This window comes from Agreia sp. Leaf283, from assembly GCF_001422485.1.
In the GTDB taxonomy this organism is placed as follows: domain Bacteria; phylum Actinomycetota; class Actinomycetes; order Actinomycetales; family Microbacteriaceae; genus Agreia.
In genome coordinates this window covers 1,796,852-1,821,318 of record NZ_LMNF01000001.1, presented here as the reverse complement: position 1 = coordinate 1,821,318, position 24,467 = coordinate 1,796,852, and the positions used below count along the sequence as shown (strand labels likewise).

Genomic DNA, 24,467 nt, shown 5'->3' with positions numbered 1-24,467 from the left:
CGTCGTGCATGCCCGGGGCCGAACGATATCCGTCGGCCACCCGCTAGTGTATCGGGAGGCAGAAGCCAAGAGAAGAGGCGAGAGCGTTGACGAGTTCCCACTGGGTATTGACCTTCGTCTGCGCCGACCTCCCCGGGATCGTGCACGCCGTGAGCGGCGCGGTGGTCTCATCCGGCGGCAACATCACCGAGAGCCAGCAGTTCTCGAGCGCCGACACGGGCCGGTTCTTCATGCGCCTCCAGGTCGAGTCCGAGTCCGATCGCTCCGTCTTCGAGCAGGCCCTGGCCCCGGTGATCGAGCGCTACGACATGGACTGGCAGCTCGACGTCGTCGGCCGCCCCCTGCGCACCCTTGTCCTCGGCTCAACGGCTGCGCACTGCCTCAACGATCTGCTGTTCCGCCAGCGCGCCGGCCAGCTCTCCGTCGACATCCCGCTCGTGCTGAGCAACCACACGGTGCTCGCCGAGCTCGCCGGGTTCTACGGGGTGGCCTTCGAGTCCCTTCCGGTGACGGATGCCGCGAGCAAGGCCGCGTTCGAACGTCGCGTGCTCGAGGTGGTGGAGCAGAACGACATCGAGCTCGTGGTGCTGGCGCGATACATGCAGATCCTGTCGCCCGAACTCTGCGCCGCGCTCGCCGGGCGGGCCATCAACATCCACCACTCGTTCCTGCCCGGCTTCAAGGGCGCGAACCCCTACAAGCAGGCCCACGCCCGCGGGGTGAAGCTCATCGGAGCCACCGCCCACTTCGTGACGAGCGACCTCGACGAGGGGCCCATCATCGAGCAGAACGTCGTGCGCGTCGACCACTCCCGCACCGCTTCGGAGCTCGTCTCCATCGGCCAGGACGAGGAGAGCCGCACCCTCACCCAGGCCGTCAAGTGGTTCTCGGAGCATCGAGTGCTCCAAGACGGCGCCCGCACGATCATCTTCCGCTGACGCGGTCGGTACGCTGGAACCGTGACTCAGCAGACAGAGACAGCTCCCGACCGGATCGGCATAGCCGAGGTGATCCGGTTCATCCTCGAACTGTTCGCCTTCGTCAGCCTCGGCATCTGGGGATTCCTGGCCTGGCCCGGCCCGTGGCTCAACGTGGTGCTCTGCGTCGCGACGCCCCTGTTCGCCATCCTGCTGTGGGCTCTCTTCCGGTCTCCGCGCGCCGTCGTGCGGCTCGATGCCTTCGGCAAGGCGCTCATCGAGATCCTCATCATGGGGTCCGCCGCGCTGGCCTGGCTCATGCTCGGACAGCCCATCGTCGCGGTGGTCTTCGGCGTCGCCGCCGCGGTCAGCGGGGTCATCTCCGGGCGCAAAGAGCTCCGCTGATGCTGCTGCACGGCGCGCGCAAGCTCGACGCCGACGGCATCCTCGACGACTTCTGGATGGTCTTCGCCGGCGACACCATCGCAGCGACGGGCACCGGCTCGGCCTGGCAGGCGCTGGCCCCGTCCATTCCTGCGGAGGAACGCGTCGACGCCCGCGGCAGGTGGGTGACCCCGGGCTTCGTCGACGTGCACGGCCACGGCGGTGGCGGCGCATCCTTCGACGACGGCCCCGACGCCATGCGCATCGCCCTCGACGCGCATCGCGCGCACGGCACCACCCGATCTGTGCTGAGCCTGGTCTCGAATCCGCTCCACGACCTCGTCGCGAGCCTCCGGCAGGTGGCGCAGCTGGCCGGGCGCGACCCGCTCGTGCTCGGGTCGCACCTCGAGGGCCCGTTCCTGTCGCCCCTGCACCGTGGCGCGCACGACCCCGATCATCTGGTGCACCCCGACCCGGCCGCCGTCGAGATGCTGCTGGAGGCATCCGGCGGCACCCTGAGGCAGATCACGATCGCGCCCGAACTGCCCGGCGCCCTCGACGCGATCGACCGCTTCGTGGCCGCCGGGGTCGTCGTGGCCGTCGGGCACACTGATGCCGGACTCGAGCTCACGAGGCAGGCGTTCGACCGCGGCGCGACGGTGCTGACGCACGCGTTCAACGCCATGCCCGGAATCCACCACCGCGCGCCCGGCCCTGTCGTGGCGGCGTTCGACGACCCTAGAGTCGCGCTCGAACTCATCCTCGACGGGGTGCACGTGCATCCCGATGTCGCACGCCTCTGCTTCGTGGCCGCGCCGCAGCGCGTTCTCCTGGTCTCCGACGCCATGGCCGCCGCCGCATCCCACGACGGGGAGTACCGGCTGGGCTCTCTCGACGTGACGGTCGTCGAGGGCGAGGCCATGCTGAGCGGCACGCAGACCCTCGCCGGGTCGACCCTCACCCTCGACACCGCGCTGCGCACCGCGATCGAACGCGCGAACATCGATCCCGTGCTGGCCGTGCGCGCACTCACGGCGAGTCCCGCCCGCGCGCTCGGCCTCGACGAGCGGCTCGGGTACCTGAGCACGGGCTACGCCGCCGACGCGGTGCTGCTCGACGCCGGCTGGCACGCGACCGACGTCTTCGCCGATGGCGAGAGGCTCGCCTAGGGCGGTTGGTCGCGCCGGGAGACCGGCCTCAGACGCCCTGCCAGGCCGGCTTGTTGGCCCACGCGTAGCGGTAGTAGTCGGCGCGGGCGAGGCGGGATGCCGCCGCCTCGTCGACGACGACGGTCACCCTCTCATGCAGTTGGATCGCTGAGCCGGGCACGCTCGCAGTGAGCGGTCCCTCGACCGCGGCCGCGAGCGCTTCGGCCTTGCCATCCCCGAAGGCCAGCAGCAACAGGTGCCGGGCTCGCAGGATGGTGCCGACCCCCTGTGTGATGCAGTGCATCGGCACCTCGTCGGGCGACGCGAAGAAGCGCGCGTTGTCGCGGCGCGTCTGCTCGGTGAGGGTCTTCACGCGGGTGAGCGAGGCGAACGACGATCCCGGCTCGTTGAAGCCGATGTGTCCGTCGGTTCCGAGGCCGAGGATCTGGAGGTCGATCCCGCCGGCCTCCCGAAGCTGCGCCTCATAGCGGGCGCCGGCCGTCTCGATCTGCTGCGGACGCCCGTCGGGAACGTGCACCGAGCTCGGGTCGAGTCGCAGCGGCTCGACGACCTCGCGCCGGATCACCGAGGCATAGCTCTGCTCATGGCCCTCCGGCAGTCCGACGTACTCGTCGAGCGCGAAGCCTCGGAGCTTCGAGAGGTCGAGCCCACCCGACGCCACCCGACGTTCGAGCGCGCGGTAGAGGGGCACGGGCGTCGACCCCGTGGCGAGTCCCAGCACCGCGTCCTTGCGCTCGGCGACGAGTCGCTGCACCGCATCGGCCGCGACCTCGCCGGCTGTCTCGACCGAGTCGACGATCACGATCTCGGCCATGTCACACCTCCTCGGCGAGCGCGAGCGGACGTCCGACCAGGGCGGCCCCGACGGCGGCCACAGGAAAGTCGTCGGGCACGAACTGCACGCGGCCGGGCAGCTCGAGCGAGGCGAGGAACGGCGAGTCGAGGGCCCAGCCCCCGAGCACTGCGCGGATGTCGTCGAGCAGAGGATCGCCGAGGTGGCTGAGCCCTCCCCCGATCACGACGGCCTCGACGTCGACGGTGAGCACCAGGATGCGCACGGCCGCGGCGACGTTCTCGACGAGCGAGCGATGGATGGCGACGGCGCCCGGGTCGCCGGCCTGGGCGGCCGCGAGCAGGGAGAGCACGGGCAGGGCGTCGTCGCTCGGCCACTGGCGGGCGATCGCCGATCCGGATGCCACCGTCTCGAGGCAGCCGCGCTGGCCGCACGGGCACAGGGCCCCCGTCGGGTCGACCGGTATGTGGCCGATCTCGCCCGCGGTGCCCCGCGACCCGCGCCACAGCTCGCCTCCCAGAACGAGACCGGCCGCCAGGCCGGTGCCCAGGTTCAGGTAGGCCATGGAGTGTCGATCGCCGCCGCCGTCCGGCGGGAAGAGCAGCCTGAAGGCCCCGAGCGCCGCGGCCTTGACGTCGTTCTCGACCTGCACGGCCACGCCCAGCCGCAGCCTGAGGTCTCGCGCGAGCTCGAGTTCGTCGACGCCCAGGTTGACCGCGTGCGACACGATGCCCACCTCCGTGTCGACGGTGCCCGGGATGCCGATGCCGATGCTCGGGAACGCCGACAGCGGGATGGCGGTGAGCTGAGCCAGCTGCTCGAGAGCCGAGACAGCCGTGTCGACGACGGCGTCGGGCCCGAAGCCGGTCGGTATGCGCAGGCGGGCGACGATGTCGCCCCGCTCGTCGATGGCCACGGCGTCGGTCTTGGTGCCGCCGATGTCTAGTCCGAGCCTCATCGGGTCTCTCCGTTCAGTGGTGCTGCGGTGGCCCGCTCGAGCATATCGGCGAGGGCTGCGCTCACGAGGCGAGATCCGCCGAAGGTCGCGATGTCGGCGTATCTCCGATCGTCGCCGGGCCACCCCATGTCGACGACGAGCACGGATGCGTGTTGCAGGCGCAGATCGTCGACCAGATCGACGACCCAGGGGCGGCGATGGTTGTCACGGCCGATCACGACGATCGCTCGATCCGGGTCGAGGCCGCGGGCAGCCGCCGGCCCGTCTCTGTCGATCCTGATCGCATCGACGGCCTGGCCGGTGCCGAACGGTCCCCACGGAGAGTCCCCGACGGCGATGTTCGCCTCCGTCTCGATCCGCAGCACGAGGGCGTGCCTCGATGAGGCCAGGAAGCGTTCCGCCGCCGCCGAGACGTCGAACGCGTCGGTGAGTGAAGTATGTGCGAGCGCGGGATGTGCGAGCGGAGCGTCGGGGACGTGCCCGGGTGCATCCGGCACCACGACGACCGAGCCGGCGAGATCGCGCACCCGGCCCGAGGCATCCGAGAGCCGGCGCTCGTCGAGCTCGCCCCGATCGACGGCCTCGATCATGCCGGCGACGATCTGCTCCAGCTGTGCGGCGGTGTTCCGCGTGCCGATGCAGAGCAGGTCGCAGCCGGCCTGGATGGCACGCGCCGCCGCGACGGGGATTCCTGTCTCGGCGCTCGCGCCGGCCATGTCGAGCGCGTCCGAGACGACGACGCCCGAGAAGCCCAGCTCCTGGCGCAGGATGCCGTCGAGGATCGCCGCCGAGAAGGTCGCCGGGTTCTGCGCATCGATCCGGGGAAGCAGAATGTGGCTCGTCATCACCGTCGCCGCACCCGCAGCGATCGCCGCTCGGAACGGCTCCAACTCGCGCGTGCGCAGCTCGTCGAGCGACACGTCGATCACGGGAAGGGCGAGGTGGGAGTCCTGGCTCGTGTCTCCGTGACCGGGGAAGTGCTTGATGCTGGCGGCGACGCCCTGGGACTGCAGTCCCCGCGTCCATGCGGCGCCGTGCCTCGATACCAGCTCGGCTGCGGCGCCGAAGCTGCGCACACCGATGACCGGATTGTCCGGGTTCGAATTGATGTCGACATCCGGAGCGAAATCGAGGTTGACGCCTGCAGCGCGGAGCTCGGCGCCGACCCTCTCCCCCACCGATCGGGTGAGCTCGATGTCGTCGATGCGGCCCAGCAGCGCGTTGCCGGCGAAGGGCGAGCCGGTGTCGGCGTAGAGGCGCGTCACGTCTCCGCCCTCTTCGTCGATGGCGATGAGCGCGGTCGGATTGGCCGACCGGATGTCGTCGGTCAGCCGACGGAGCTGATCGCGCGAGGAGACGTTCTCGCCGAACAGGCACACGCCGGCGAGGCCGTCGGCCAGCAGCGCACGCAGCCAGTCGGGCAGCTCGGTGCCGGCGAATCCGGGAAGGAGCGTGCCCAGGATCTCGTGGCGCGTCATCCCTTCACCGCCCCGCTGACGAGCCCGCCGGTCATGCGACCCTGCACGACGAGGAAGAAAATTACCACGGGAATCGCCATCAACGTCGAGCCCGCCATGATGGCCGCCCAGTTGGTGGTTCCGGTCGCGACCTGGAACGTGCGCAGCCACACGGGGAGCGTCATCATCTCCGGCCGGGAGTTCACGACGAGGGCGAGCAGGAACTCGTTCCACGCCTGGATGAAGCCGAAGACGCCGGTGGCGACGAGGCCCGGCGCAAGCAGAGGGAAGGTGATCTTCCAGAACGCACCCGTGCGCGAGCATCCGTCGATCATCGCCGCCTCCTCGAGGTCGATCGGAATACCGTTGACGAAGCCCCGCAGGGTCCAGATCGTGAACGGCAGCACGGTGGCGACGTAGACGAGGGTCAGGCCCGCGATCGTGTTGAGCAGGCTCCAGCTGTCGAGCACCCGATAGGTCGACACGATCATGGCCTCGGCCGGGATCATCTGGATGATGAGGATCGCCAGGATGAATCCCTTGCGGCTGCGGAAACGGAACCGCGTGACCGCGAGCGACGCCAGGAACGCGAAGACCAGGGCGATCACCACGGTCGAGATGGTCACCATCAGCGAGTTGCCGAGCGCCGGCATGAAGTCGGATCTCGTGGTGTCGAAGAGCACCGTCTCGTAGTTGCGCAGCGTGAAGTTCGCGGGCACGAAGTTGGGCACGACCGTGCGGATCTGGTTGTTGGGCTGCAGGGAGGTGTTGATCATCCAGTAGACCGGGAAGACCGAGAAGACGAAGACGATCACGGCCGCCGCACCGAGCGCGGCGCTGTTCAAATGTTTACGGGTCACAGGTCTTCGTCCTTGATGCTCTGGCGTACGTAGTACAGGGAGATGGCCATCATGATGATCACCATGATCACGGCGATGGCCCCGCCGGCGCCGTAGTCGCCCGTGCCGAGCGACGTCTGGTAGATGTACACGCCCAGGGTCGACGTCTGCTCGCGGACTCCGCCGATGCCCTGAAGGGCGTAGATCTGGGTGAACACCCGCAGGTCCCAGATCACCTGCAGCACGGTCACCACGAGGAAGATCGACCTGAGGTAGGGGAAGGTCACCAGGAAGAAGCGTTTCGGCCCGTTCGCGCCGTCGAGCTGGGCGGCCTCGAGCACCTCCTCCGGCACCTGGGTGAGACCCGCATAGATCGTGAAGGCCACGAAGGGCACCGACTGCCACGTGATGATGATCGTCGCCACCAGGAAGAAGCTCAGCGGATTGCTGAGCCACGAATTGCCGTGCAGGTCCTGCCCGGTGATCATGCCGAGAACGTAGTTCACGACGCCGTACTGCGTGTCGAACATCCACCCCCACACGATCACGGCGGTGAGCGCCGGCATGGCCCACGCGAGCAGCAGCCCGACAGAGACCAGCAGCTTGAACCCCTTGTTGAGCCGGGTGAGCAGAAGCGCGATGAGCGTGCCGATCAGCATCGTGACCACCACGTTCACGGCGGCGAACGCGACGCTGCGCCCCAGCACCGCCCAGAACTGCGAGTCGGTGAGCACCCGCACGTAGTTGTCGAGGCCGACGAACGGCGCCGGCTTGCCGAAGACCTGCTCGCGGCCGAACTCCTGGAACGACATGATCACCAGCTGCAGCAGCGGGTACCCGATCACCACGATCAGGATGAGCGACGCGGGGATCAGGAGGATCGCCGGGGCCATCCGCGCCGACCGTGGTCGTCTGCGCACCGGGCGCGGGGATTCCGGCGGGACGGGCGCCACCTGGCGCGATCCGTCGGTACCTCCGGGCGCGACCTCGAGGGCCGGGCTGTGGGTCGACATATGTGCTGCTCCTACTACGATCGGAGGGTGCTGTGATGCTTCCCTTTTCCTAGGGCGATCACCTGCATTGGGCTGGTGGTGGCCGACGTTGCCGCGTCGACCACCACCACTGTCGTCAGCGCCTAGCCGGCGAGGATGTCGTCGATCTTCTTGTCGGCCTCGGTCGCCAGCTCGGTCACGTCTCCGCCCTGGCCGATCTTCACGAAGAAGTCCTGCAGAACGCCGGCCGCCTCCACGTCGGCCCACTTCGGGCTGGCGGGCGTGAGCTTCGCGTTGGCCGCGGCGGATGCGATGGCCTGGGCGACCTCGTCGGTCCCGACGGTGTCGGCGAGCGACACCTTCGCCGGCACGAGGCCGGTCTTGCCGAGGATCGTCTGGTACTCGTCGCTCAGCATGATCTCGAGGGCGGCGGTGGCGAGCTCGGGGTGGGCGCTCTTGGCGGCCACCGCGATGTTCGATCCCCCGGCGAAGACCTTCGCTGCGCCGCCGTCGGCACCCGGCAGCGCGAACACGCCCAGGTTGCTCTCCTGGTCGGGGCAGCCCGGCGCCTCGGCGTCGAGCGGAGCGAGGATGGACCACCTGACCCAGCTGGGGGCCGAGAGCTGTGCGACCTCACCGGCGCAGAACGGCACCTCAGGACTGGTCTCATTGCCGTCCTTCGGAGCACTGGACGCGGTCGTCATCACGTCCTGGATCATCTCGAGGCCCGCGATCGATTCGGGGCTCGACAGCGATGCCTTCCACGAGTCGCCGTCCTTCACCGCGATGTCTCCGCCGGCCTCCCAGATGTAGGGAAGGGCGTTGTACCAGTCCTGGCCCGGGAAGTAGATGCCCGAGACGCCCGGGTTGGCCGCCGCGAGCGCCTTGCCGTTGGCCACGTACTCCTCGAGGGTGGTCGGCACGCTGAGGCCGGCCGCGGCGTACAGGTCTTTCTTGTAGAAGACCAGTCGGGCGCCCGAATAGTACGGGGCGGCGTAGAAGCTGCCGTCGTACGAGCCCGCCTCGACGAACCCGGGGAGCAGGTCGTCGCCGCCGAGCTCCTCGTACTTGTCGCTGAGGTCGAGGAAGGCGCCCGCCGAGGTGAAAGCGGCCGCCTGGGTGTTGCCCACCTCGACCACGTCGGGGCTGTCGCTGCCCGAAAGATTCGTCGTGAGCTTGTCGACCAGGCCGGTCCAGGCCTGCTCCTCGATCGTGAGCGTCGAGCCCGGGTTCTCCGCCTCGAACGTCGTCTTCAGGTAGTCGCGGGCCTCGTCGGGAGTATCCGTTCCGACGAGCCAGACGCGGATGTCGGCCCCCTCGGCGCCGTCGTCCGATCCGCTCGACGAGCCGGAGCATCCGGAGAGCGCCAGAGCCGCGGCAATGCCGATGCCGACGGCGGCGAGTATCTTCTTCCTCATTGTCTTGTCCTTTTCCTAGGGCTGATGTGAATGCGCGGCCTGCGGTGGGCACCGACGACCGTGGGTGGTGCAGGGCCGCTCTACGACACCCCGAGGGAGTCGGAGAGAACCATGACGGCCGCGCCGCGCAGAACGATGTCCTGCCCGAGCGCGGTCATCCGCAGCGTGAGAAAGCCGTGGAACTCGGCCATCGTCCTGCTGCGGAGGGTCTCGACGGTCGCCTGGGCGAGCACACCGTCGAGAAGTCCTGTGGGGCCACTGAGGATGATCTCGCTCAGATTGAGTGCGCCGACCACCGGGGCCAGCGCGATGCCGAGGCGCTGTCCGGCCTCGACCAGCACGGCGTCTCGATCGGCCGGTTCGCTGCCGGCCAGTTTCGCCGTGAGGTTCGGGATGCTCAGCCACGTCTCGAGGCACCCCACCTTGCCGCACACGCAGGTGGCTCCCCCGTCGGTGCCGACGACGACGTGGCCGATCTCGCCCGCGGCGAAGCGCGATCCGAAGAGGGGCGTGCCGCCGAGCAGGAGCCCTGCGCCGACACCGTGGCCGACCTTCACGAGCATCGCGTCGCTGTCGGCGTCGCCGAAGCTGTGCTCGGCCAGAACCGCCGCGTTCGCGTCGTTCGCCACGATCACGCCGACCCCGAACTCGTCGGCGAGCGTCTGCTGGAGGGCGACGTCGACCCAGCCCAGGTTCGGCGCGGTGAGAACGACGCCGCCCAGGTCGACGACGCCGGGCGAGCCCACGCCGATGCCGAGCAGGGGCGCGGTCGAGGCCGAGACGAGTCGACGGGTGAGATCGATGACGAGGGCCAACGCGGCCTCGCCGACCCTGTGCTCGAGGGCCACCTCGGCGCGCGCCAGGATGTTTCCGTCGAGGTCGAGAACGGCTCCGCGGAAGACGGCGTGCTCAGACAGGTCGAGGCCGACGATCTGGAAACCGGCGCGGTTCAGGTCGATCAGCGTGGCCGGCTTTCCCGGCCGCACGTCCTCCCGCTGCCCCAGCTCGACCACGAGACCGTCGGCCATGAGCTCGGTGACCAGGGCCGAGACGGTCACCCGGGTGAGTCCGGTCACCCGCGCGATGTCCGCACGACTCTGTGTGCCCGAGCGATAGAGGGTCTGGAGCACGAGCGAGAGGTTGTGGCCCCGGGCGTCGCCCGGAACGATCTTGCCGTTGGGCCGCAGGGCCCTCCCCTGAGCAAGGCCCTGTGCGATGCGCGGCGGGTACGCCGATGCGGAACGGGAAGAGCCTCGCTGCACTTCCGATGCAGTCATGTTTGTTAGTAAAGCTTACGAACAAACAAAGAACAAGACGTTTCCGGTCGCCGGCGTCGATGTTTACGAGGTCGTAACAATGAGAACGGCGCCCCGCCTCCGAGGTTCGGAGGCGGGGCGCCGTTCTGACGCGACGTCGGGACTATGCCAGACGTGCGGCCAGGTTCTTGTCGAGCGTGTCGAGGAACTCCTCCGTGGTCTCCCACTTCTGCTCCGGGCCGACCAGCAGCGCGAGGTCCTTCGTCATGTGCCCCGCTTCGACGCTCTTGATGACGACGTCTTCGAGCGTCTCGGCGAACTGCGCCAGGGCGGGGTTGTCGTCGAGCTTGGCACGGTGCGAGAGCCCGCGGGTCCACGCGTAGATCGAGGCGATGGGGTTCGTCGACGTGGGCTTGCCCTGCTGGTGCATGCGGTAGTGCCGGGTGACCGTGCCGTGCGCGGCCTCGGCCTCGACGACCGAGCCGTCCGGAACGCTCAGCACGCTCGTCATCAGACCCAGCGAACCGAAGCCCTGGGCCACGGTGTCGCTCTGCACGTCTCCGTCGTAGTTCTTGCAGGCCCAGACGTAGCCGCCCTCCCACTTCATGGCCGAGGCGACCATGTCGTCGATGAGGCGGTGCTCGTAGGTGAGGCCGGCCGCGTCGAACTTCTCTTTGAACTCGGCCTGGAAGATCTCTTCGAAGATGTCTTTGAAGCGACCGTCGTATGCCTTGAGGATCGTGTTCTTCGTCGAGAGGTAGACCGGGTAGTTGCGCGTCAGGCCGTAGTTGAGGCTCGAGCGCGCGAAGTCGCGGATCGACGCGTCCTGGTTGTACTGCACCTGGGCGATGCCGTCGTCGGGCGCGTCGTAGACCTCGAACTTCATCGGCTCGGAGCCGTCTTCGGGCGTGAACTCGACCGTGAGCTTGCCCTTGCCCTTGAAGACGAAGTCGGTCGCGCGGTACTGGTCGCCGAACGCGTGGCGGCCGATGATGATCGGCTTGTTCCACCCGGGCACCAGACGGGGGATGTTGGAGATGATGATGGGCTCGCGGAAGATGACGCCGCCGAGGATGTTGCGGATCGTGCCGTTCGGCGACTTCCACATCTTCTTGAGGCCGAACTCTTCGACGCGCGCCTCGTCGGGCGTGATCGTGGCGCACTTCACGCCGACGCCGTGCTTCTGGATGGCGTGGGCCGCGTCGATCGTGACCTGGTCGTCGGTCGCGTCGCGATTCTCGATGCCGAGGTCGTAATACTCGAGATCGATGTCGAGGTAGGGGTGGATCAGGGTGTCCTTGATCGCCTGCCAGATGATTCGTGTCATCTCGTCTCCGTCGAGTTCGACGACGGTTCCTTCAACCTTGATCTTGGACAACGGCCACTCCTTCGCGTGTTTGACGGACTGTTCATCAGCTTAGCCGCTCACCAATATATCTCGACGTCGAGATATATATCTCATCATGGAGATGAAAGTGGCGGGGGCGAGCGCGGCGGGCTAGCCTTGGCCCATGGGTGAACTGAGACTGGTCGAGCTGTCGGCGAGCAACATCGTGGCGGCGAACTCGCTCACGCTCAAGCCGGGCCAGGAGCAGTACGTGGCTCCCGTCTCCCACTCCATCGCCGAGGCCTACGTCAACCCGGTCACGGCATGGCCCCGCGTGGTTCTCGACGACGACGAGGTGGTCGGGTTCATCCAGGGCAACTTCGATCCCGAGAGCGATCACGAGGAGTTCAAGGGCTGCATCTGGAGCATCAACGTGGCCGCCACCGCTCAGGGCAGGGGCGTCGGACGCTTCGCCGTGCTGTCTCTGGCCGACGAGGCCCGCTCGCGCGGCTACGACCGCATCACCGTCATGTTCGAACCGGGCGAAGACGGCCCGGAGGCGTTCTTCTATCGTCTGGGCTTCTCGAGCATCGGAGAGACCCAGTACGGCGAGACCATCGCCGCCCTCTCTCTCTGAGCCGTCCTCGATGGCAGGGTCGCCCTCCTCGGGCCACGAGTTCGCCCTCGACGTGCTCGATCTCGTCGACTCGATACCTCCGGGCAGGGTGCTCAGCTATGGCGATGTCGCCGCCATGCTCGGATCTCGGGCCTCCCGGGCTGTCGGCACGGTGATGCGGCAGTCCGGATCCGGTCACCCCTGGTGGCGCGTACTGCGGGCCGGCGGACATCCGCCGACGGGAAACGAGGCCCGGGCTCATGAACACTATGTCGCCGAGGGCACACCGCTCGTGCGCACGTCGACAGGCTCGGGGTACCGCGTCGACTACGCTGTAGCACGGTGGATTCCAACGGAACCCCCGAACACAGCCCAGTAAGCCAATGAAAAGGAGCAGCAGTGAAGCGTCGCCTGCTTGTTGCCGCCCCCATCCTCGCCATGACCGCCCTCCTCTCCGGATGCACCCTGGCGAACGCGATCAACCCGCCCATCGAGAGTGCGATCTACGCCACCCAGCCCGAAGCGGCCGGGGCGAAGAGCACCGTCGCCCTGCCCGACTTCGTGCAGGCCGATGCCACCACGATCCGCATCAAGACCGACACGGCCGACGACACCAAGATCCTCGGCTACAGCATCCCCGCTCCGCTCGCCGCGCCGATCGGCGAGGCGTGCGCCAGCGCCAGCAGCCCGGCCCTCGACGACACGTGGTGGGTGGAGTCCATCCCCACGGACGCAGCGATCACCTGCTCGGGCACGTGGCACGTCTACGTCGTCGGGCAGACGATCTACGCCTGGACTCCGTAAGCCCTCACCCGATCAGGCGAGCGAATCCCGCCACGACGCGTGCAGGGTCGCGAAACGACCCGTTCCCGCGATGAGCTCCACAGGCGTGCCGTCCTCGACGATACGGCCGTGCTCCATCACGAGCACCCTGTCGGCGATCGCGACCGTCGACAGCCTGTGCGCGATGATGATCGCGGTGCGGTCGGCGAGCAGGGTCTGCAGCGCGTCCTGCACGAGCCGCTCGCTCGGTATGTCGAGCGACGCCGTGGCTTCGTCGAGAATGAGCACCGCAGGGTCTGCCAGGAACGCCCGCGCGAACGAGATCAGCTGCCGCTGACCGGCCGAGACACGCCCTCCCCGCTTGTTCACATCGGTTTCATAGCCATTGGGCAGGCCCTGGATGAACGCGTCGGCCCCGACGGCTCGCGCCGCGGCCCTGATCTCGTCGAACGTCGCCTCGGGCTTGCCGATAGCGATGTTGTCGGCGACCGTGCCAGAGAACAGGTAGGCCTCCTGCGTGACCATCACGATGGCCCTGCGCAGGTCTTTCGGGTGCAGGGCCCGCAGGTCGACACCGTCGAGGGACACCTCGCCGGTGGAGGGGTCGTAGAAGCGCGAGACCAGCTTCGCGAGGGTCGACTTTCCGGCGCCCGTCGACCCCACCAGCGCGATGGTCTGGCCGGCGGGAATGTCGAGGTCGAACGTCGGAAGGATGACCCGGTCGCCGGAGTAGGCGAATTCCACATCGGAGAAGCGCACGTGCCCCTTCGAGGTCCACAGGTCGATCGGACGCGTCGGATCGGGAACGCTCGGACGCTCCTCGAGCACACCGGAGATCTTCTCGAGGGCGGCGGCCGCGGACTGGTAGGAGTTGTAGAACATGGCCATGTCCTCCATCGGGTCGAAGAATCGACGCGTGTAGAGAACCACCGCCAGGAGCGCGCCGACGGCGAGCTGTCCGTCGAACACACGCAGACCGCCCACGAGCAGCACGACCGCGACGGTCACGTTGCCGATGAGCACGAGCCCGGGGTTGTAGATGCCGAAGAGGCTGATGACCCGCGCGTTCACGCGACGGTAGTCCTCGACGAGGTCGCCGAAGTCGCCCTCGTTCCGCTTCTCGGTGCGGAACGCCTTCACCGCGCGGATGCCGGTCATGGTCTCGACGAACTTGACGATTACGTTCGCCGAGGCCGTTCGCGTCTGCCGGAACACACGCTGCGAGCGCAGTTGGAACCATCTCGTGAGGATGGCGAGCGGAATCAGTGAGACGACCAGCACGGCCGCGCTCAGCGGGTCGACGAGCAGCAGCGCCACTCCGACGAAGACCATGTACAGCACGCCCTGCACGAGGTTGTTGATACCCGAGTCGAGCAGCTCACGGATCGAATCGAGGTCGCTCGTCTGGCGCGAGATGATGCGCCCCGAGGTGTAGCTCTCGTGGAATTCCAGGCTGAGTCGCTGCGTCTGGAGGAACACGCGACGACGCAGGTCGAGGAGCACGGCCTGGCTGATGCGTGCGGAGAGAACCGTGAACCAGGCGACCAGGGCCGCACCCACGATGCCCGTCGCCAGGTACGCGCCACCCGCGAGAGCCAGCGGCATCCAGTCGTTCTGCATCAGCGCGGGCAGGCCCCGGTCGATGCCGAAGGCGATCAGGGCCGGGCCCGCCACCTGGGCGGCCGTCGACACGACGATCACGACGATGCCGACGACGAGGCGCGCCTTCAGCGGCGCGAGCAGCGACCCCAGAAGGCGCATGCTGCGGGCGCGGATCTGACGGCTCTCGGCGCGTGAGAAGTCGTCGCGCTCTTCGCCACTCGTACCGGTGACGCTGGACTGGCTGCTCATGAGGGGCTCTCCCTTGCGGCGGGTACGGGGGATGGGCTCGACGTCTGGTCGTCGAGGCTGGAGATCACGAAACGGTAGTGCTCGTTGTTCGCGATGAGCTCGCTGTGCGTGCCCACCGCGGTGATCCTGCCGTCTTGCATCAGCGCCACGCGATCGGCGAGCGACACGGTCGAGGGGCGGTGCGCCACGATGAGCGCCGTGGTCGACGCGAGCACGCGTCGAAGCGCCGCCTCGACCAGCTGCTCGGTCGTCACGTCGAGGGCGGACAGGGGGTCGTCGAGCACCAGCACCGACGGGCGGGCCGCGACGGCGCGAGCGAGCGCCAGACGCTGTCGCTGCCCTCCCGACAGGCTCAGCCCCTCTTCGCCCACGCGGGTGTCGAGTCCGTTCGGGAGGTCGTGGACGAACTGCGCCTGTGCCACGTCGAGCGCCTCGGCGAGCTCGGCCTCCGTCGCATCCGGTCGGCCCAGCAGCACGTTCTCGCGGACCGTCGCCGAGAACAGGGTGGCGTCTTCGAAGGCCATCGCGATGTGCGTGCGGAGCTCGTCGAGGGCGAGGTCGCGCACATCGACGCCGTCGAGCGAGACGGAGCCGCCGGTCACGTCGTAGAGGCGCGTCGGGAGAGCGGTCAGCGTGGTCTTGCCGGAGCCCGTGAGGCCCACGAGCGCCATGGTCTCGCCCGGCTCGATCACGAGGTCGATGCCGTCGAGCAGGTCGGGGAACCGCTCGGGCGAATCCTGGTAGCGGAAGTGCGCGTCGGAGAAGACGAGCCTGCCCCGGGGCCGGGCGATGGTCTTCGGGTTCGCCGGGTCGACGATGGTGTTGACCTCGTCCATGACCTCGAAGAACCTGTTTGTCGCTGTCTTGGCGTCGATCGTCATGGCGAGGAAGTAGCCCATCGACTGGATCGGGAACAGCAGCACCGTGCCGGTGGCGAAGAACGCCACCAGCTCCCCCACACTCGACTGGCCGGACTGCGCCAGCCAGACCCCGACCACGAGCGCGACGGCGAAGGCGACGTCGGGCACGAGGAGGAGCCAGAGCCAGATGCCGGCCACAGCACGCGCCTTCTCCAGCTCGGTGCCCTGCAGCTGCTCGGCCTGCGTCTCGAAGCGCTTGAGCGCGTGCGAACCGCGACCGAACGCCTTCAATACGCGGATGCCGTGGACGCTCTCCTCGACGGCCGTGGCCAGGTCGCCCTGCTGGTCCTGGCCGCGGCGGGCTGCCCTGGAGTAGCGCTTCTCGAATGCGTAGCCGTAGATGAGCACCGGAATGGAGGCGACGACGAAGATCGAGCCCAGGATCCAGTTGAGCGAGACCAGGATGATGAATCCGACCACGAGCGTCAGCGTGTTCACGATGAGGATCACGAAGCCGAACGCCATCCAGCGTCGGATCAGGTTGAGGTCGCCGATGGCGCGCGACAGCAGCTGGCCGCTCGGCCACCGGTCGTGGAACGCGACAGGCAGGCGCTGCAGCTGCCGGTACAGGCTGTTGCGCATGTGCGCCTCGACGTGCGTTCCGGGAGTCAGCACGAGCCAGCGGCGCAGCGCGATGAGCCCCGCCTCGGCGACTCCGAGCGCCAGGACGAGGCCGACCGAGAACCACACGAGCGACACGTCGGTGCCGGTGAGCGGCCCGTCGATGAGCCACTGCAGCACCTGCGGGATGGCCAGCGCCACGAGACTCGCCAGCAAGGAGGCCACGATCGCCACGTAGATGCGCGGCATGGCCGGCTTCGCGTAGCGGTACAGCCTCCCGAGGGAGGCGAGGGTGGACGGGGGCGCGGGCGTTGACACGGAAAGACCTCGAGAACAGAAGGCGGGAGTTCCACCCGGAACCGGGCAGCCTTATAGGCTACTCCCGACTCGTGCCCACACGCAACGCGAGGTCGGCGCCGCGCCGCAGGCGGTCAGCGCACCCGCACCGAGAGGCACGTGACGCAGGCCTCGAGCTTCTCGAACTCCGAGATGTCGACGGCGATCACCCGGTAGCCCAGGCTCTCGATGAGCTGCGCCGACTCCGGTGCCGCCGACGACATCAGCACCGTGTCGTCGGCGAGAATGACGACGTGCGCGCCGGCCTCCTCGGGCACGGCGAGGAAGCGGTCGAAGATCTTGGGATCGTCGACCACCGGCGGATATCCGATGACCGTGCCGTCGGGCAGGGCCGTGACCGCGCTCTTCAGGTGCAGCACCTTCGAGATCGGAACGGCGATCACGGTGTAGCCGAGCGGGCTCAGGATATGCCGCAGCTGCCGGATGCCCTCCGCGTTCGTGCGGCCGCCGCGGCCCACATAGACGCGCTTCTCGATCTTCAGGACGTCGCCGCCGTCGAGGGTGCCGGGCTGCACGATGCGGGTCACGTCGAGACCGAGCGATCGAACGCTCTTCTCGACCTCGTCGATCTCGGCGACCCGGGTCGGCGCCGCCGGACTCGCGAGCACGGCGAGGCGCCCGAACATCACGACGGAATCCTCGACGAAGACGGAGTCGGCCAGATCGGTCGCGCGCTCGACCTCGACCGGCTTCCAGCCCGCCCCGATCAGCGCGGCGACGTACGACTCCCACTGCGTGTCCGCGAGGTCGGAGTCGACCTCTGTGCGCTCGAGATGGGTGACGATTCCGTCGGCGAGGTTGTCGGACGGCCGACGCACGAGCACGGTGCCGGCCACGTTCCGTGGGGGCGCCTCCGAGTGGCTCAGGGCACCGTAGACACGGCGGCCCAGCGTCGCGGTGGCGACGGTCGCTGTGAGGACAAAGATCAGGTTGATGTTTCCCAGGGTGCTGAGAACGTAGGCGATCACCGGGCCGTCGAGGGCGTTGCCCTGCACGAGCGTCTGGATGCCCGTGCCCACGACGGCCGCGATCGCACCGGACACGAGACCCGCGATGGCCGCCGTGTACCAGCGCGTGACCCTGGTGGCGAGGGAGAAGACGAACACCAGGACGAGCAGCACGAGTGTCGACGGCACGAAGAAGTTGTTGATCTGGAGCAGCACGATCGACTGCGGATCGTTGCCGACGAAGAACGAGAGCATCGTCGCCAGGTGGGTGATCGCCGCCACCAGCAGGGCCGCGACCGCCGAGGCGATCAGGGGTCTCGGGCGGAGGAAGTGCATGGGTGCGACCCTAGCCCCGGTTTCTGTACGCACGACGGGTACTCCTAGTGGAAGAAGTGACGTTCGCCTGTGAAGTACATGGTGACGCCGGCCGCCTGCGCGGCCTCGATCACCTCGGCGTCGCGAACCGAACCACCCGGCTGCACGACGGCGGTCACGCCGGCGTCGATCAGAACCTGGAGCCCGTCTGCGAACGGGAAGAACGCATCGGATGCGGCGACCGACCCCGCGGCGCGGTCTCCCGCCCGGGTGACGGCGAGGTGGCACGAGTCGACCCGGTTGACCTGGCCCATTCCGACGCCGACGGAGGCACCGCCCGAGGCGAGCAGGATGGCGTTGGACTTGACCGCCCGGCACGCCTTCCACGCGAACTCGAGGTCGGCCAGGGTGGCGTCGTCGACGTGCTTGCCGGCGACCCGCTGCCACTTCACCGAGCTGAAGCCGACGAAACCGTCGGGCTTCTGGGCGAGGAATCCGCCGCTCACCTGTCGGACCTCGGTCTCGTCGCGCTGGAACCCCGCGGGCAGCTTGAGCAGCCGCAGGTTCTTCTTGATCTGCAGGATCTCGAGGGCCTCGGGCTCGAAGTCCGGGGCCACGAGCACCTCGGTGAAGACCTCGGCGACACCCTCGGCCATCGCACGCGTGACCGTTCGGTTGGAGGCGATGACGCCGCCGAAGGCCGAGACGGGGTCGCAGGCGTGCGCCCTGGCGTGCGCACCCGCGATGGCGTCGGCGTCGGACGGCTGGGCGACGGCGATGCCGCAGGGGTTGGCGTGCTTGATGATGGCCACGGCGGGCTCGTCGAAGTCGAACGCGGCGCGCACGGCGGCATCGGCGTCGACGTAGTTGTTGTACGACATGTCCTTGCCGTGCAGCTGTTCGGCCTGGGCGATGCCGCGGCCGTTCTCGCGCACGTAGAGCGCCGCCGGCTGGTGCGAGTTCTCGCCGTAGCGGAGGGTCGCCGACAGCGTGCCCTCGATCGTGAGGGCGTCGCCGAAGCCCGCCGTCTCGGAGGCCTCGCCATCCGTTGCCGTGTCGGCGAACCACGCGGCCACGGCCGTGTCGTAGGCGGCCGTGTGGGCGAACGCCGAGGCGGCAAGGGCCCGGCGTGCGCCTAGCGAGGTGCCCTCGGGCAGCGACGCGATGATCTCGGCATAGCTCGAGGGCGATACGGCGATAGCGACGTTGGCGTGGTTCTTGGCCGAGGCACGCACCAGGGCGGGGCCGCCGATGTCGATCTGCTCGATCACAGCGGAGCCCTCGGCACCCGACGCGACCGTCTCGCGGAACGGGTAGAGGTTGACCACGACCAGCTGGAAGGGCCGGATGCCGAGCTCGTCGAGCTGCGCCCTGTGCGACTCGAGCCGGAGATCGGCGAGGATTCCCGCGTGCACGGCGGGGTGCAGGGTCTTGACGCGGCCGTCGAGCGACTCGGGGAACCCCGTGACCTGGCTCACCTCGGTGACGGCATAGCCCGCGTCGGCGATGGTCTGGGCTGTCGAACCGGTCGACACGATCTCGACTCCCGCTTCGGCGAGCGCCGCGGCGAGCTCGAGGAGCCCGGTCTTGTCGCTCACCGAGATCAGTGCCCGTTCGATGCGCACGACATCGCGGTGGGTGTAGAGGTTCGGATCGTGGATTGGACCGCTCATGCTTTGGCTAGCTCCCTGAGGTTGACTCTGCTGTTCGCGATGTCGAGCACGGCCTGGGTGAGGAGGCGGCGCTCGATCGTCTTGATTCGTTCGTGAAGTTCGGATTCGGTGTCGCCGGGCTCGATCGCGACGGCCTCCTGCACGATCACAGGACCGGTGTCGACGCCCTCGTCGACGATGTGCACGGTGACGCCCGTCTGCGAGACCCCCGCGGCCAGGGCATCGCGCACGGCATGGGCGCCAGGGAAGGCGGGAAGAAGAGCGGGATGCGTGTTGATCAGCTGCGGAGACAGGGCCGCGACGACGCGCGGCGGCAGGATGCGCATGAAGCCGGCGCAGACCACGAGGTCGGGGTTCCAGACCTGGATCTGCTCAAGCAGCTCGTCGCCCCAGGCCGCCCGCGATTCGAACGACGTCGGCGGCACCGTGAACGTGGGGATTCCGAACTCCTCGGCGTGGGCGAGGCCGGCCGCATCATTGTCTGCCCCGACGGCCACGATCCGTGCCGGGAAGTCGGCGTCGGACTGCGCGTCGAGGAGGGCGCGGAGGTTGGACCCTCCGCCGGAGATGAGTACGACGAGCGACAGCACCGTCACAGTTTATTGGCATCGGGCGTCGGGCCCGCGACCGGGGCCGACCCGGCATCGGCGTCGACGTCTGCGAGCTCCGGCGAGCGCGAGAAGAGGCGTCGTGTGAGGCCGACGGTGAGGCCGAGCACGGCGCTCGGGCCGAGTTCGACGGCCGACCAGAGCCAGACGGCCGCGGGATCCGGCCCGACGTCCACCAGACGACCCGGGCCCGCGGCGCCGCCCGACCAGAGGGCGAGGAGAGCGAGGATGCTCGCGCCGACGACGCCGACTCCCAGGCCCGACAACACGAGGATCAGAGGAGAGGCTGCGGCTCCACCCGCGGTCAGCCTCGGCTTCAGCAGAACGCCCACGACGAATCCGATCACCACGGGAACCACCACCACCGCATACCCGAGCGCGGGCGCCCCCTGGGGCAGCGCACCGAGAAGCGGAAGGGCGGGAAGCAGGCCGACCTGGGTTCCCAGCGGCGAGACGAGGCTGCCCGACCCGAGCGCGAAGCCCGGCCCGACGAGCCACGATGCGGCCCAGACGACGAGGTTGGGGATGAGAGAGAGCTGCCCGACGGTCAGGGCGATGCCGCCGACGAGACCCGATTGGAGCGACTCGTACAACGAGATGATCTCGCCGTAGTGCCCCAGCACGAGCACGAATACGACGACGGCCGCGACGGCCACCACGCCGGCCACCACGAGGGCTCCCCCGCGCGCGGCCAGCGCCACCACCGTCCTCACCGGAACCGGAACTCCGGCGACGATCGCACGAAGGCTTCGGGCGAGGATGTCGACGGCCTGGTCCGCGGGATCGTCTCCGACCTCGACATCGGAGCGCGAGAAGAGGCTCGTCGCCATGCCGATGGCGTAGATGGCGGCGGGAAAGACCAGCGCCTGCAGAACCGACGGACGGGCACTGTCGGAGCCGGCCCCGAGGGCGACCAGCCATCCGATCACGGCGACGGTCAGAATGCCCACGCCCGCACCCAGCACGCGATGCTCCGAGTCGGCGAGCCGTCGACCGGACCTCCAGCCGAGAAGCACCGTCAGCACCGCGACCCCCAGGGGCGCGAACCCGATCTCGAACGGCACACCGGCGCCCTCGAGGGCGAGCTGCAGCGCGAGGGTCGGATCGATCGTGACGAGCAGGTCGACCCCGTTGCCGAGGAGCCACACGTTGGCGGCGACCCTCCAGAACGCGCCGTAGTCGACGGCGAGCTCGAACTGGGTCAGCCAGAGGATCGTCAGCGGCACCAGGAGGATTCCGAGGCCGAGGGCTCCGACGAGGAGCGCGTCGAGGAACGCGAGAAATGCGGTAAATGGTCGATTCATGCCGTGCCGAGCGTACCCCCTGACGCGAGGGGTGACCTGTCACCCCGCCGGTCTAGTGGAGTAAGGCCTTGAAGGCGACGATCACCAATCCGAAGAGAGCCGTTCCGACTCCGCCGAGCAGCCTCACAGGCCACGGGCTCCCCCTGTCGGCGAACGCCATCCATCCCAGGATTCCCAGCACGACCATGCCCACGACGAGCGCGACGAGATACGCGGTGTCCTCGTCGAGCACACCGATCGTGCCCAGCACGAGGAACAGGAGCGGGATGATCGACGCGTAGAGAAGGCCCACCGAATGGTGCACGCCGCCGCGGAACGCCTCGCCGATTCCGATCACACGGCCGTCGCGCATGCCGTGGTTGGCCACGGCCACCGCGAACACGTGGGCGGCCCAGAACACGAGCATCGTCACGAAGGTCACGACGAACACGTCGAGATCGGTGTCGTCGTCTTCGGCGACGGCGATGACCGCCGAGCTGATGATCGTTCCGTAGATCAGCTCGGGCGTCACCAGTGCGTGGCGGATGCGTTGCCACCGGCCAGGCGACGGCATCGGCTGCTCGACGGGGTCGGCCCCCAGAGACTCGGACATCGAAACCCCCTTCTGACGTGACCCCGTCGTCTGTCTTCAGGCAGACGAACGGCGGGCATCCTCATCATAGAGAAGAGGATGCCCGCCGCAGGTCGTGCAGGTGTCAGAGCGCCGCGTAGACCTCGCGCAGCAGGGCCGCGGTCTCGCTCGGGGTCTTGCCGACGCGAACGCCGGCCGCCTCGAGGGCCTCCTTCTTGGCCTGGGCCGTGCCGGCGCTGCCGGAGACGATCGCGCCCGCGTGGCCCATCGTCTTGCCCTCGGGAGCCGTGAACCCGGCCACGTAGCCGACGACGGGCTTCGTGACGTGGGCCTTGATGTAGTCGGCCGCACGCTCCTCGGCGTCTCCGCCAATCTCGCCGATCATCACGATCGCCTTCGTCTCGGGGTCTGCCTCGAAGGCTGCGAGCGCGTCGATGTGCGTGGTGCCGATGATGGGGTCGCCGCCGATTCCGATGGCGGTCGAGAAGCCCAGGTCGCGCAGCTCGAACATCATCTGGTAGGTCAGCGTTCCCGACTTGGAGACGAGGCCGATCGGGCCCTTGCCCGTGATGTTCGCGGGAGTGATGCCGACGAGGGACTCGCCTGGCGTGATGATGCCGGGGCAGTTCGGCCCGATGATGCGGGTCTTGTTGCCCTTCTGCTTGGCGTACGCCCAGGCCTCCGCCGCGTCGCCGACGGGGATGCCCTCGGTGATGACGACCAGCAGCGGGATCTCCGCGTCGATCGCCTCGATGATGGCGTCTTTCGCGAAGGCCGGCGGAACGAAGGCGATCGACACGTCGGCGCCCGTGGTGGAGATGGCCTCGGCCACCGTGCCGAAGACGGGCAGTTCGAGCTCGCCGTGGGTGACGGTCGTTCCCGCCTTGCGTGCGTTCACGCCGCCCACGATCTTCGTGCCGGCGGCCAGCATCAGCGCGGTGTGCTTGGTGCCCTCACCTCCGGTGATGCCCTGCACGATGACCTTGGAGTCCTTGTTGAGGAAAATCGACATTCTTGTTGTGGTCCTTACTTCGTCGCGAGGAAATCGTCAGAGGGAGGCGAGCTCGGCGGCCTTGTCGGCGCCCTCGTCCATGGTGGTCGCCAGGGTGACCAGCGGGTGGTTCGCGGCGGCGAGGATGGCGCGGCCCTCCTCGACCTTGTTGCCGTCGAGGCGCACCACGAGCGGCTTGGTCGCGGAGTCGCCGAGCACCTCGAGGGCGCCGAGAATTCCGTTGGCCACGGCGTCGCACGCGGTGATGCCGCCGAAGACGTTGACGAAGACGCTCTTGACCTGCTCGTCGCCGAGGATCACGTCGAGGCCCGCGGCCATGACCGCTGCCGATGCTCCGCCGCCGATGTCGAGGAAGTTGGCCGGCTTCACGCCGTTGTACTTCTCGCCCGCGTAGGAGACCACGTCGAGTGTCGACATCACGAGGCCGGCACCGTTGCCGATGACCCCGACCTCGCCGTCGAGCTTCACGTAGTTGAGGTCGGCCGCCTTGGCCTTGGCCTCGAGCGGGTCGGCCGCATCCTTGTCTTCGAGCGCCTCGTGGTTCGGGTGCCGGAATCCGGCGTTCTCGTCGAGCGTCACCTTGCCGTCGAGGGCGATGATGTCGCCCTCCTCGGTGAGCACGAGCGGGTTGACCTCGACGAGCGTCGCGTCCTCGCCCTTGTAGACCTCCCAGAGCTTCACGAAGACAGGGGCGACCTTGTCGACGAGCTCCGCGGGGAACTTCGCTGCCACGGCGATGGACTTCGCCGTCTCCAGGTCGATGCCGGCGATGGGATCGACCTCGATGCGCGCGAGCGCCTCGGGGCGCTCGACGGCGAGCTGCTCGATCTCCATGCCGCCCTCGTAGCTGGTCAGCGACAGGTAGGAGCGGTTCGCCCGGTCGAGGAGCACGGAGAAGTAGAACTCCTCTGCGATGCGCGCACCGCCCGCGACCATGACGCGCTTCACCACGTGGCCCTTGATGTCGAGGCCGAGAATCGACTCTGCCGCCTCGAACGCCGCCTGGGGGTCCTTTGCGACCTTGACGCCGCCGGCCTTTCCGCGGCCACCGACCTTGACCTGCGCCTTGACGACGGTCACGCCACCGAGCTTCTCGGCCGCGGCACGCACCTCATCGGGGGTGTCCGCGACGATACCCGGAAGAACCGGAACCCCGTAGCTTTCAAACAGGTCTCGTGCCTGGTATTCGAACAGATCCACGCTCATCCAATCCGCTTAGGTCTCAGCCGGCACGGGGGTTGGTGCGCGGCTTCTGAGTGCTCCTGCGAGCTGCGGCCGACAGATTTGACTGCTCCGCCGCAGACTTTCGCCACCTGAAACCTTACCGCCCGCAGAAGACGCGCACGTGCGGGCGCTCGAGCGGGCGCTCCTCCACAGCACTCGGTCGGGCCAGGAAGTCCACGGCGTCGGCGTCCACGCTCCTCCCGCCCTTCGTGGCC

Annotated in this window: 23 protein-coding genes; 6 read left to right on the top strand and 17 right to left on the bottom strand. The window is 68.4% G+C overall.

Features of this window, described 5'->3' with window-relative positions; all coding sequences use genetic code 11:
- Positions 1-86: 86 nt before the first annotated feature.
- Genes purU through nagA form a run of 3 tightly spaced genes read left to right on the top strand, consistent with a single transcriptional unit; the run spans position 87 to position 2,470 of the window.
- Positions 87-938: a formyltetrahydrofolate deformylase gene (gene purU, locus ASF51_RS08280; RefSeq protein WP_055927318.1), complete on the top strand. Its 852-nt coding sequence runs from the start codon at positions 87-89 to the stop codon at positions 936-938.
- Positions 939-959: 21 nt separating this feature from the next.
- Positions 960-1,322, top strand: a complete 363-nt coding sequence (locus ASF51_RS08275; protein WP_055927315.1) for a YrdB family protein — start codon at positions 960-962, stop codon at positions 1,320-1,322.
- Positions 1,322-2,470 (top strand): N-acetylglucosamine-6-phosphate deacetylase, encoded by a 1,149-nt coding sequence (nagA, locus tag ASF51_RS08270; RefSeq protein WP_055927312.1) that lies wholly within the window; start codon positions 1,322-1,324, stop codon positions 2,468-2,470. Before ASF51_RS08275 ends, nagA begins: the two co-directional genes overlap by 1 nt.
- Before the next feature lie 28 nt (positions 2,471-2,498).
- Here nagA and ASF51_RS08265 read toward each other — a convergent pair whose 3' ends face one another.
- The 8 genes from ASF51_RS08265 to ASF51_RS08230 all read right to left on the bottom strand — a co-directional run bounded on the left by ASF51_RS08265 (position 2,499) and on the right by ASF51_RS08230 (position 11,561).
- Positions 2,499-3,284, bottom strand: coding sequence for a glucosamine-6-phosphate deaminase (locus ASF51_RS08265; protein WP_055927308.1), 786 nt, complete (start codon positions 3,282-3,284; stop codon positions 2,499-2,501).
- A gap of 1 nt (position 3,285) precedes the next feature.
- Entirely contained in the window at positions 3,286-4,221 is a 936-nt protein-coding gene (locus ASF51_RS08260) for an ROK family protein (protein WP_055927305.1), read from the bottom strand.
- Complete coding sequence (nagZ, locus tag ASF51_RS08255; protein WP_055927303.1) at positions 4,218-5,699, bottom strand: beta-N-acetylhexosaminidase; 1,482 nt, start codon at positions 5,697-5,699, stop codon at positions 4,218-4,220. Before nagZ ends, ASF51_RS08260 begins: the two co-directional genes overlap by 4 nt.
- Entirely contained in the window at positions 5,696-6,538 is an 843-nt protein-coding gene (locus ASF51_RS08250) for a carbohydrate ABC transporter permease (protein WP_055927300.1), read from the bottom strand. Before ASF51_RS08250 ends, nagZ begins: the two co-directional genes overlap by 4 nt.
- Positions 6,535-7,530, bottom strand: coding sequence for a carbohydrate ABC transporter permease (locus ASF51_RS08245; protein ID WP_055927297.1), 996 nt, complete (start codon positions 7,528-7,530; stop codon positions 6,535-6,537). Before ASF51_RS08245 ends, ASF51_RS08250 begins: the two co-directional genes overlap by 4 nt.
- A gap of 122 nt (positions 7,531-7,652) precedes the next feature.
- Positions 7,653-8,927, bottom strand: a complete 1,275-nt coding sequence (locus tag ASF51_RS08240; protein ID WP_055927294.1) for an extracellular solute-binding protein — start codon at positions 8,925-8,927, stop codon at positions 7,653-7,655.
- Between the two features lie 80 nt (positions 8,928-9,007).
- On the bottom strand, positions 9,008-10,204 hold the full coding sequence (locus tag ASF51_RS08235; RefSeq protein WP_055927291.1) for an ROK family transcriptional regulator: 1,197 nt from the start codon (positions 10,202-10,204) through the stop codon (positions 9,008-9,010).
- A 142-nt stretch (positions 10,205-10,346) separates the two neighbouring features.
- On the bottom strand, positions 10,347-11,561 hold the full coding sequence (locus tag ASF51_RS08230) for an NADP-dependent isocitrate dehydrogenase (RefSeq protein WP_055927289.1): 1,215 nt from the start codon (positions 11,559-11,561) through the stop codon (positions 10,347-10,349).
- Between the two features lie 133 nt (positions 11,562-11,694).
- On the opposite strand from ASF51_RS08230, the gene ASF51_RS08225 reads away from it, so the two are divergent.
- From ASF51_RS08225 to ASF51_RS08215, 3 genes are read left to right on the top strand one after another with little or no spacing between them, the layout of a single operon-like run.
- Entirely contained in the window at positions 11,695-12,147 is a 453-nt protein-coding gene (locus ASF51_RS08225; protein WP_055927287.1) for a GNAT family N-acetyltransferase, read from the top strand.
- Positions 12,148-12,157: 10 nt separating this feature from the next.
- Entirely contained in the window at positions 12,158-12,505 is a 348-nt protein-coding gene (locus ASF51_RS08220) for an MGMT family protein (protein WP_055927283.1), read from the top strand.
- Between the two features lie 20 nt (positions 12,506-12,525).
- A complete protein-coding gene (locus ASF51_RS08215) occupies positions 12,526-12,930 on the top strand; it encodes a hypothetical protein (protein ID WP_055927281.1) in 405 nt (134 codons plus the stop codon).
- 12 nt (positions 12,931-12,942) lie between these two features.
- Here the strand turns inward: ASF51_RS08215 and ASF51_RS08210 are convergent, their stop codons facing one another.
- The 9 genes from ASF51_RS08210 to sucC all read right to left on the bottom strand — a co-directional run bounded on the left by ASF51_RS08210 (position 12,943) and on the right by sucC (position 24,228).
- Positions 12,943-14,760, bottom strand: a complete 1,818-nt coding sequence (locus tag ASF51_RS08210; RefSeq protein ID WP_055927278.1) for an ABC transporter ATP-binding protein — start codon at positions 14,758-14,760, stop codon at positions 12,943-12,945.
- Entirely contained in the window at positions 14,757-16,490 is a 1,734-nt protein-coding gene (locus tag ASF51_RS08205) for an ABC transporter ATP-binding protein (protein WP_082479629.1), read from the bottom strand. The genes ASF51_RS08210 and ASF51_RS08205 overlap by 4 nt, the downstream gene beginning before the upstream one ends.
- Before the next feature lie 182 nt (positions 16,491-16,672).
- Complete coding sequence (gene ddaH, locus ASF51_RS19670; RefSeq protein WP_055927272.1) at positions 16,673-17,881, bottom strand: dimethylargininase; 1,209 nt, start codon at positions 17,879-17,881, stop codon at positions 16,673-16,675.
- A gap of 44 nt (positions 17,882-17,925) precedes the next feature.
- Positions 17,926-19,533 (bottom strand): bifunctional phosphoribosylaminoimidazolecarboxamide formyltransferase/IMP cyclohydrolase, encoded by a 1,608-nt coding sequence (gene purH, locus ASF51_RS08195; RefSeq protein WP_055927269.1) that lies wholly within the window; start codon positions 19,531-19,533, stop codon positions 17,926-17,928.
- Positions 19,530-20,123: a phosphoribosylglycinamide formyltransferase gene (gene purN, locus ASF51_RS08190; protein WP_055928162.1), complete on the bottom strand. Its 594-nt coding sequence runs from the start codon at positions 20,121-20,123 to the stop codon at positions 19,530-19,532. Before purN ends, purH begins: the two co-directional genes overlap by 4 nt.
- 2 nt (positions 20,124-20,125) lie before the next feature.
- The gene (locus ASF51_RS08185) at positions 20,126-21,445 is read right to left on the bottom strand and encodes a DUF6350 family protein (protein ID WP_055927266.1); all 1,320 of its coding nucleotides are present in this window, start codon (positions 21,443-21,445) and stop codon (positions 20,126-20,128) included.
- 52 nt (positions 21,446-21,497) lie between these two features.
- Positions 21,498-22,037, bottom strand: a complete 540-nt coding sequence (locus tag ASF51_RS08180; protein ID WP_055927263.1) for a hypothetical protein — start codon at positions 22,035-22,037, stop codon at positions 21,498-21,500.
- Positions 22,038-22,140: 103 nt separating this feature from the next.
- Positions 22,141-23,028: a succinate--CoA ligase subunit alpha gene (gene sucD / locus ASF51_RS08175; RefSeq protein ID WP_055927260.1), complete on the bottom strand. Its 888-nt coding sequence runs from the start codon at positions 23,026-23,028 to the stop codon at positions 22,141-22,143.
- A gap of 36 nt (positions 23,029-23,064) precedes the next feature.
- Positions 23,065-24,228, bottom strand: a complete 1,164-nt coding sequence (sucC, locus tag ASF51_RS08170; RefSeq protein WP_055928159.1) for an ADP-forming succinate--CoA ligase subunit beta — start codon at positions 24,226-24,228, stop codon at positions 23,065-23,067.
- Positions 24,229-24,467 lie beyond the last annotated feature (239 nt).

Coding starts and splice junctions, on each gene's coding strand:
- ASF51_RS08235 (WP_055927291.1), bottom strand. CDS start 10,204: ATGACTGCATCGGAAGTGCAGCGAGGCTCTTCCCGTTCCGCATCGGCG.
- ASF51_RS08260 (WP_055927305.1), bottom strand. CDS start 4,221: ATGAGGCTCGGACTAGACATCGGCGGCACCAAGACCGACGCCGTGGCC.
- sucD (WP_055927260.1), bottom strand. CDS start 23,028: ATGTCGATTTTCCTCAACAAGGACTCCAAGGTCATCGTGCAGGGCATC.
- ASF51_RS08205 (WP_082479629.1), bottom strand. CDS start 16,490: ATGCCGCGCATCTACGTGGCGATCGTGGCCTCCTTGCTGGCGAGTCTC.
- ASF51_RS08185 (WP_055927266.1), bottom strand. CDS start 21,445: ATGAATCGACCATTTACCGCATTTCTCGCGTTCCTCGACGCGCTCCTC.
- ASF51_RS08240 (WP_055927294.1), bottom strand. CDS start 8,927: ATGAGGAAGAAGATACTCGCCGCCGTCGGCATCGGCATTGCCGCGGCT.
- nagA (WP_055927312.1), top strand. CDS start 1,322: ATGCTGCTGCACGGCGCGCGCAAGCTCGACGCCGACGGCATCCTCGAC.
- ASF51_RS08180 (WP_055927263.1), bottom strand. CDS start 22,037: ATGTCCGAGTCTCTGGGGGCCGACCCCGTCGAGCAGCCGATGCCGTCG.
- ddaH (WP_055927272.1), bottom strand. CDS start 17,881: ATGCACTTCCTCCGCCCGAGACCCCTGATCGCCTCGGCGGTCGCGGCC.
- ASF51_RS08245 (WP_055927297.1), bottom strand. CDS start 7,530: ATGTCGACCCACAGCCCGGCCCTCGAGGTCGCGCCCGGAGGTACCGAC.
- ASF51_RS08265 (WP_055927308.1), bottom strand. CDS start 3,284: ATGGCCGAGATCGTGATCGTCGACTCGGTCGAGACAGCCGGCGAGGTC.
- nagZ (WP_055927303.1), bottom strand. CDS start 5,699: ATGACGCGCCACGAGATCCTGGGCACGCTCCTTCCCGGATTCGCCGGC.
- ASF51_RS08220 (WP_055927283.1), top strand. CDS start 12,158: ATGGCAGGGTCGCCCTCCTCGGGCCACGAGTTCGCCCTCGACGTGCTC.
- ASF51_RS08225 (WP_055927287.1), top strand. CDS start 11,695: ATGGGTGAACTGAGACTGGTCGAGCTGTCGGCGAGCAACATCGTGGCG.
- purH (WP_055927269.1), bottom strand. CDS start 19,533: ATGAGCGGTCCAATCCACGATCCGAACCTCTACACCCACCGCGATGTC.
- ASF51_RS08210 (WP_055927278.1), bottom strand. CDS start 14,760: ATGAGCAGCCAGTCCAGCGTCACCGGTACGAGTGGCGAAGAGCGCGAC.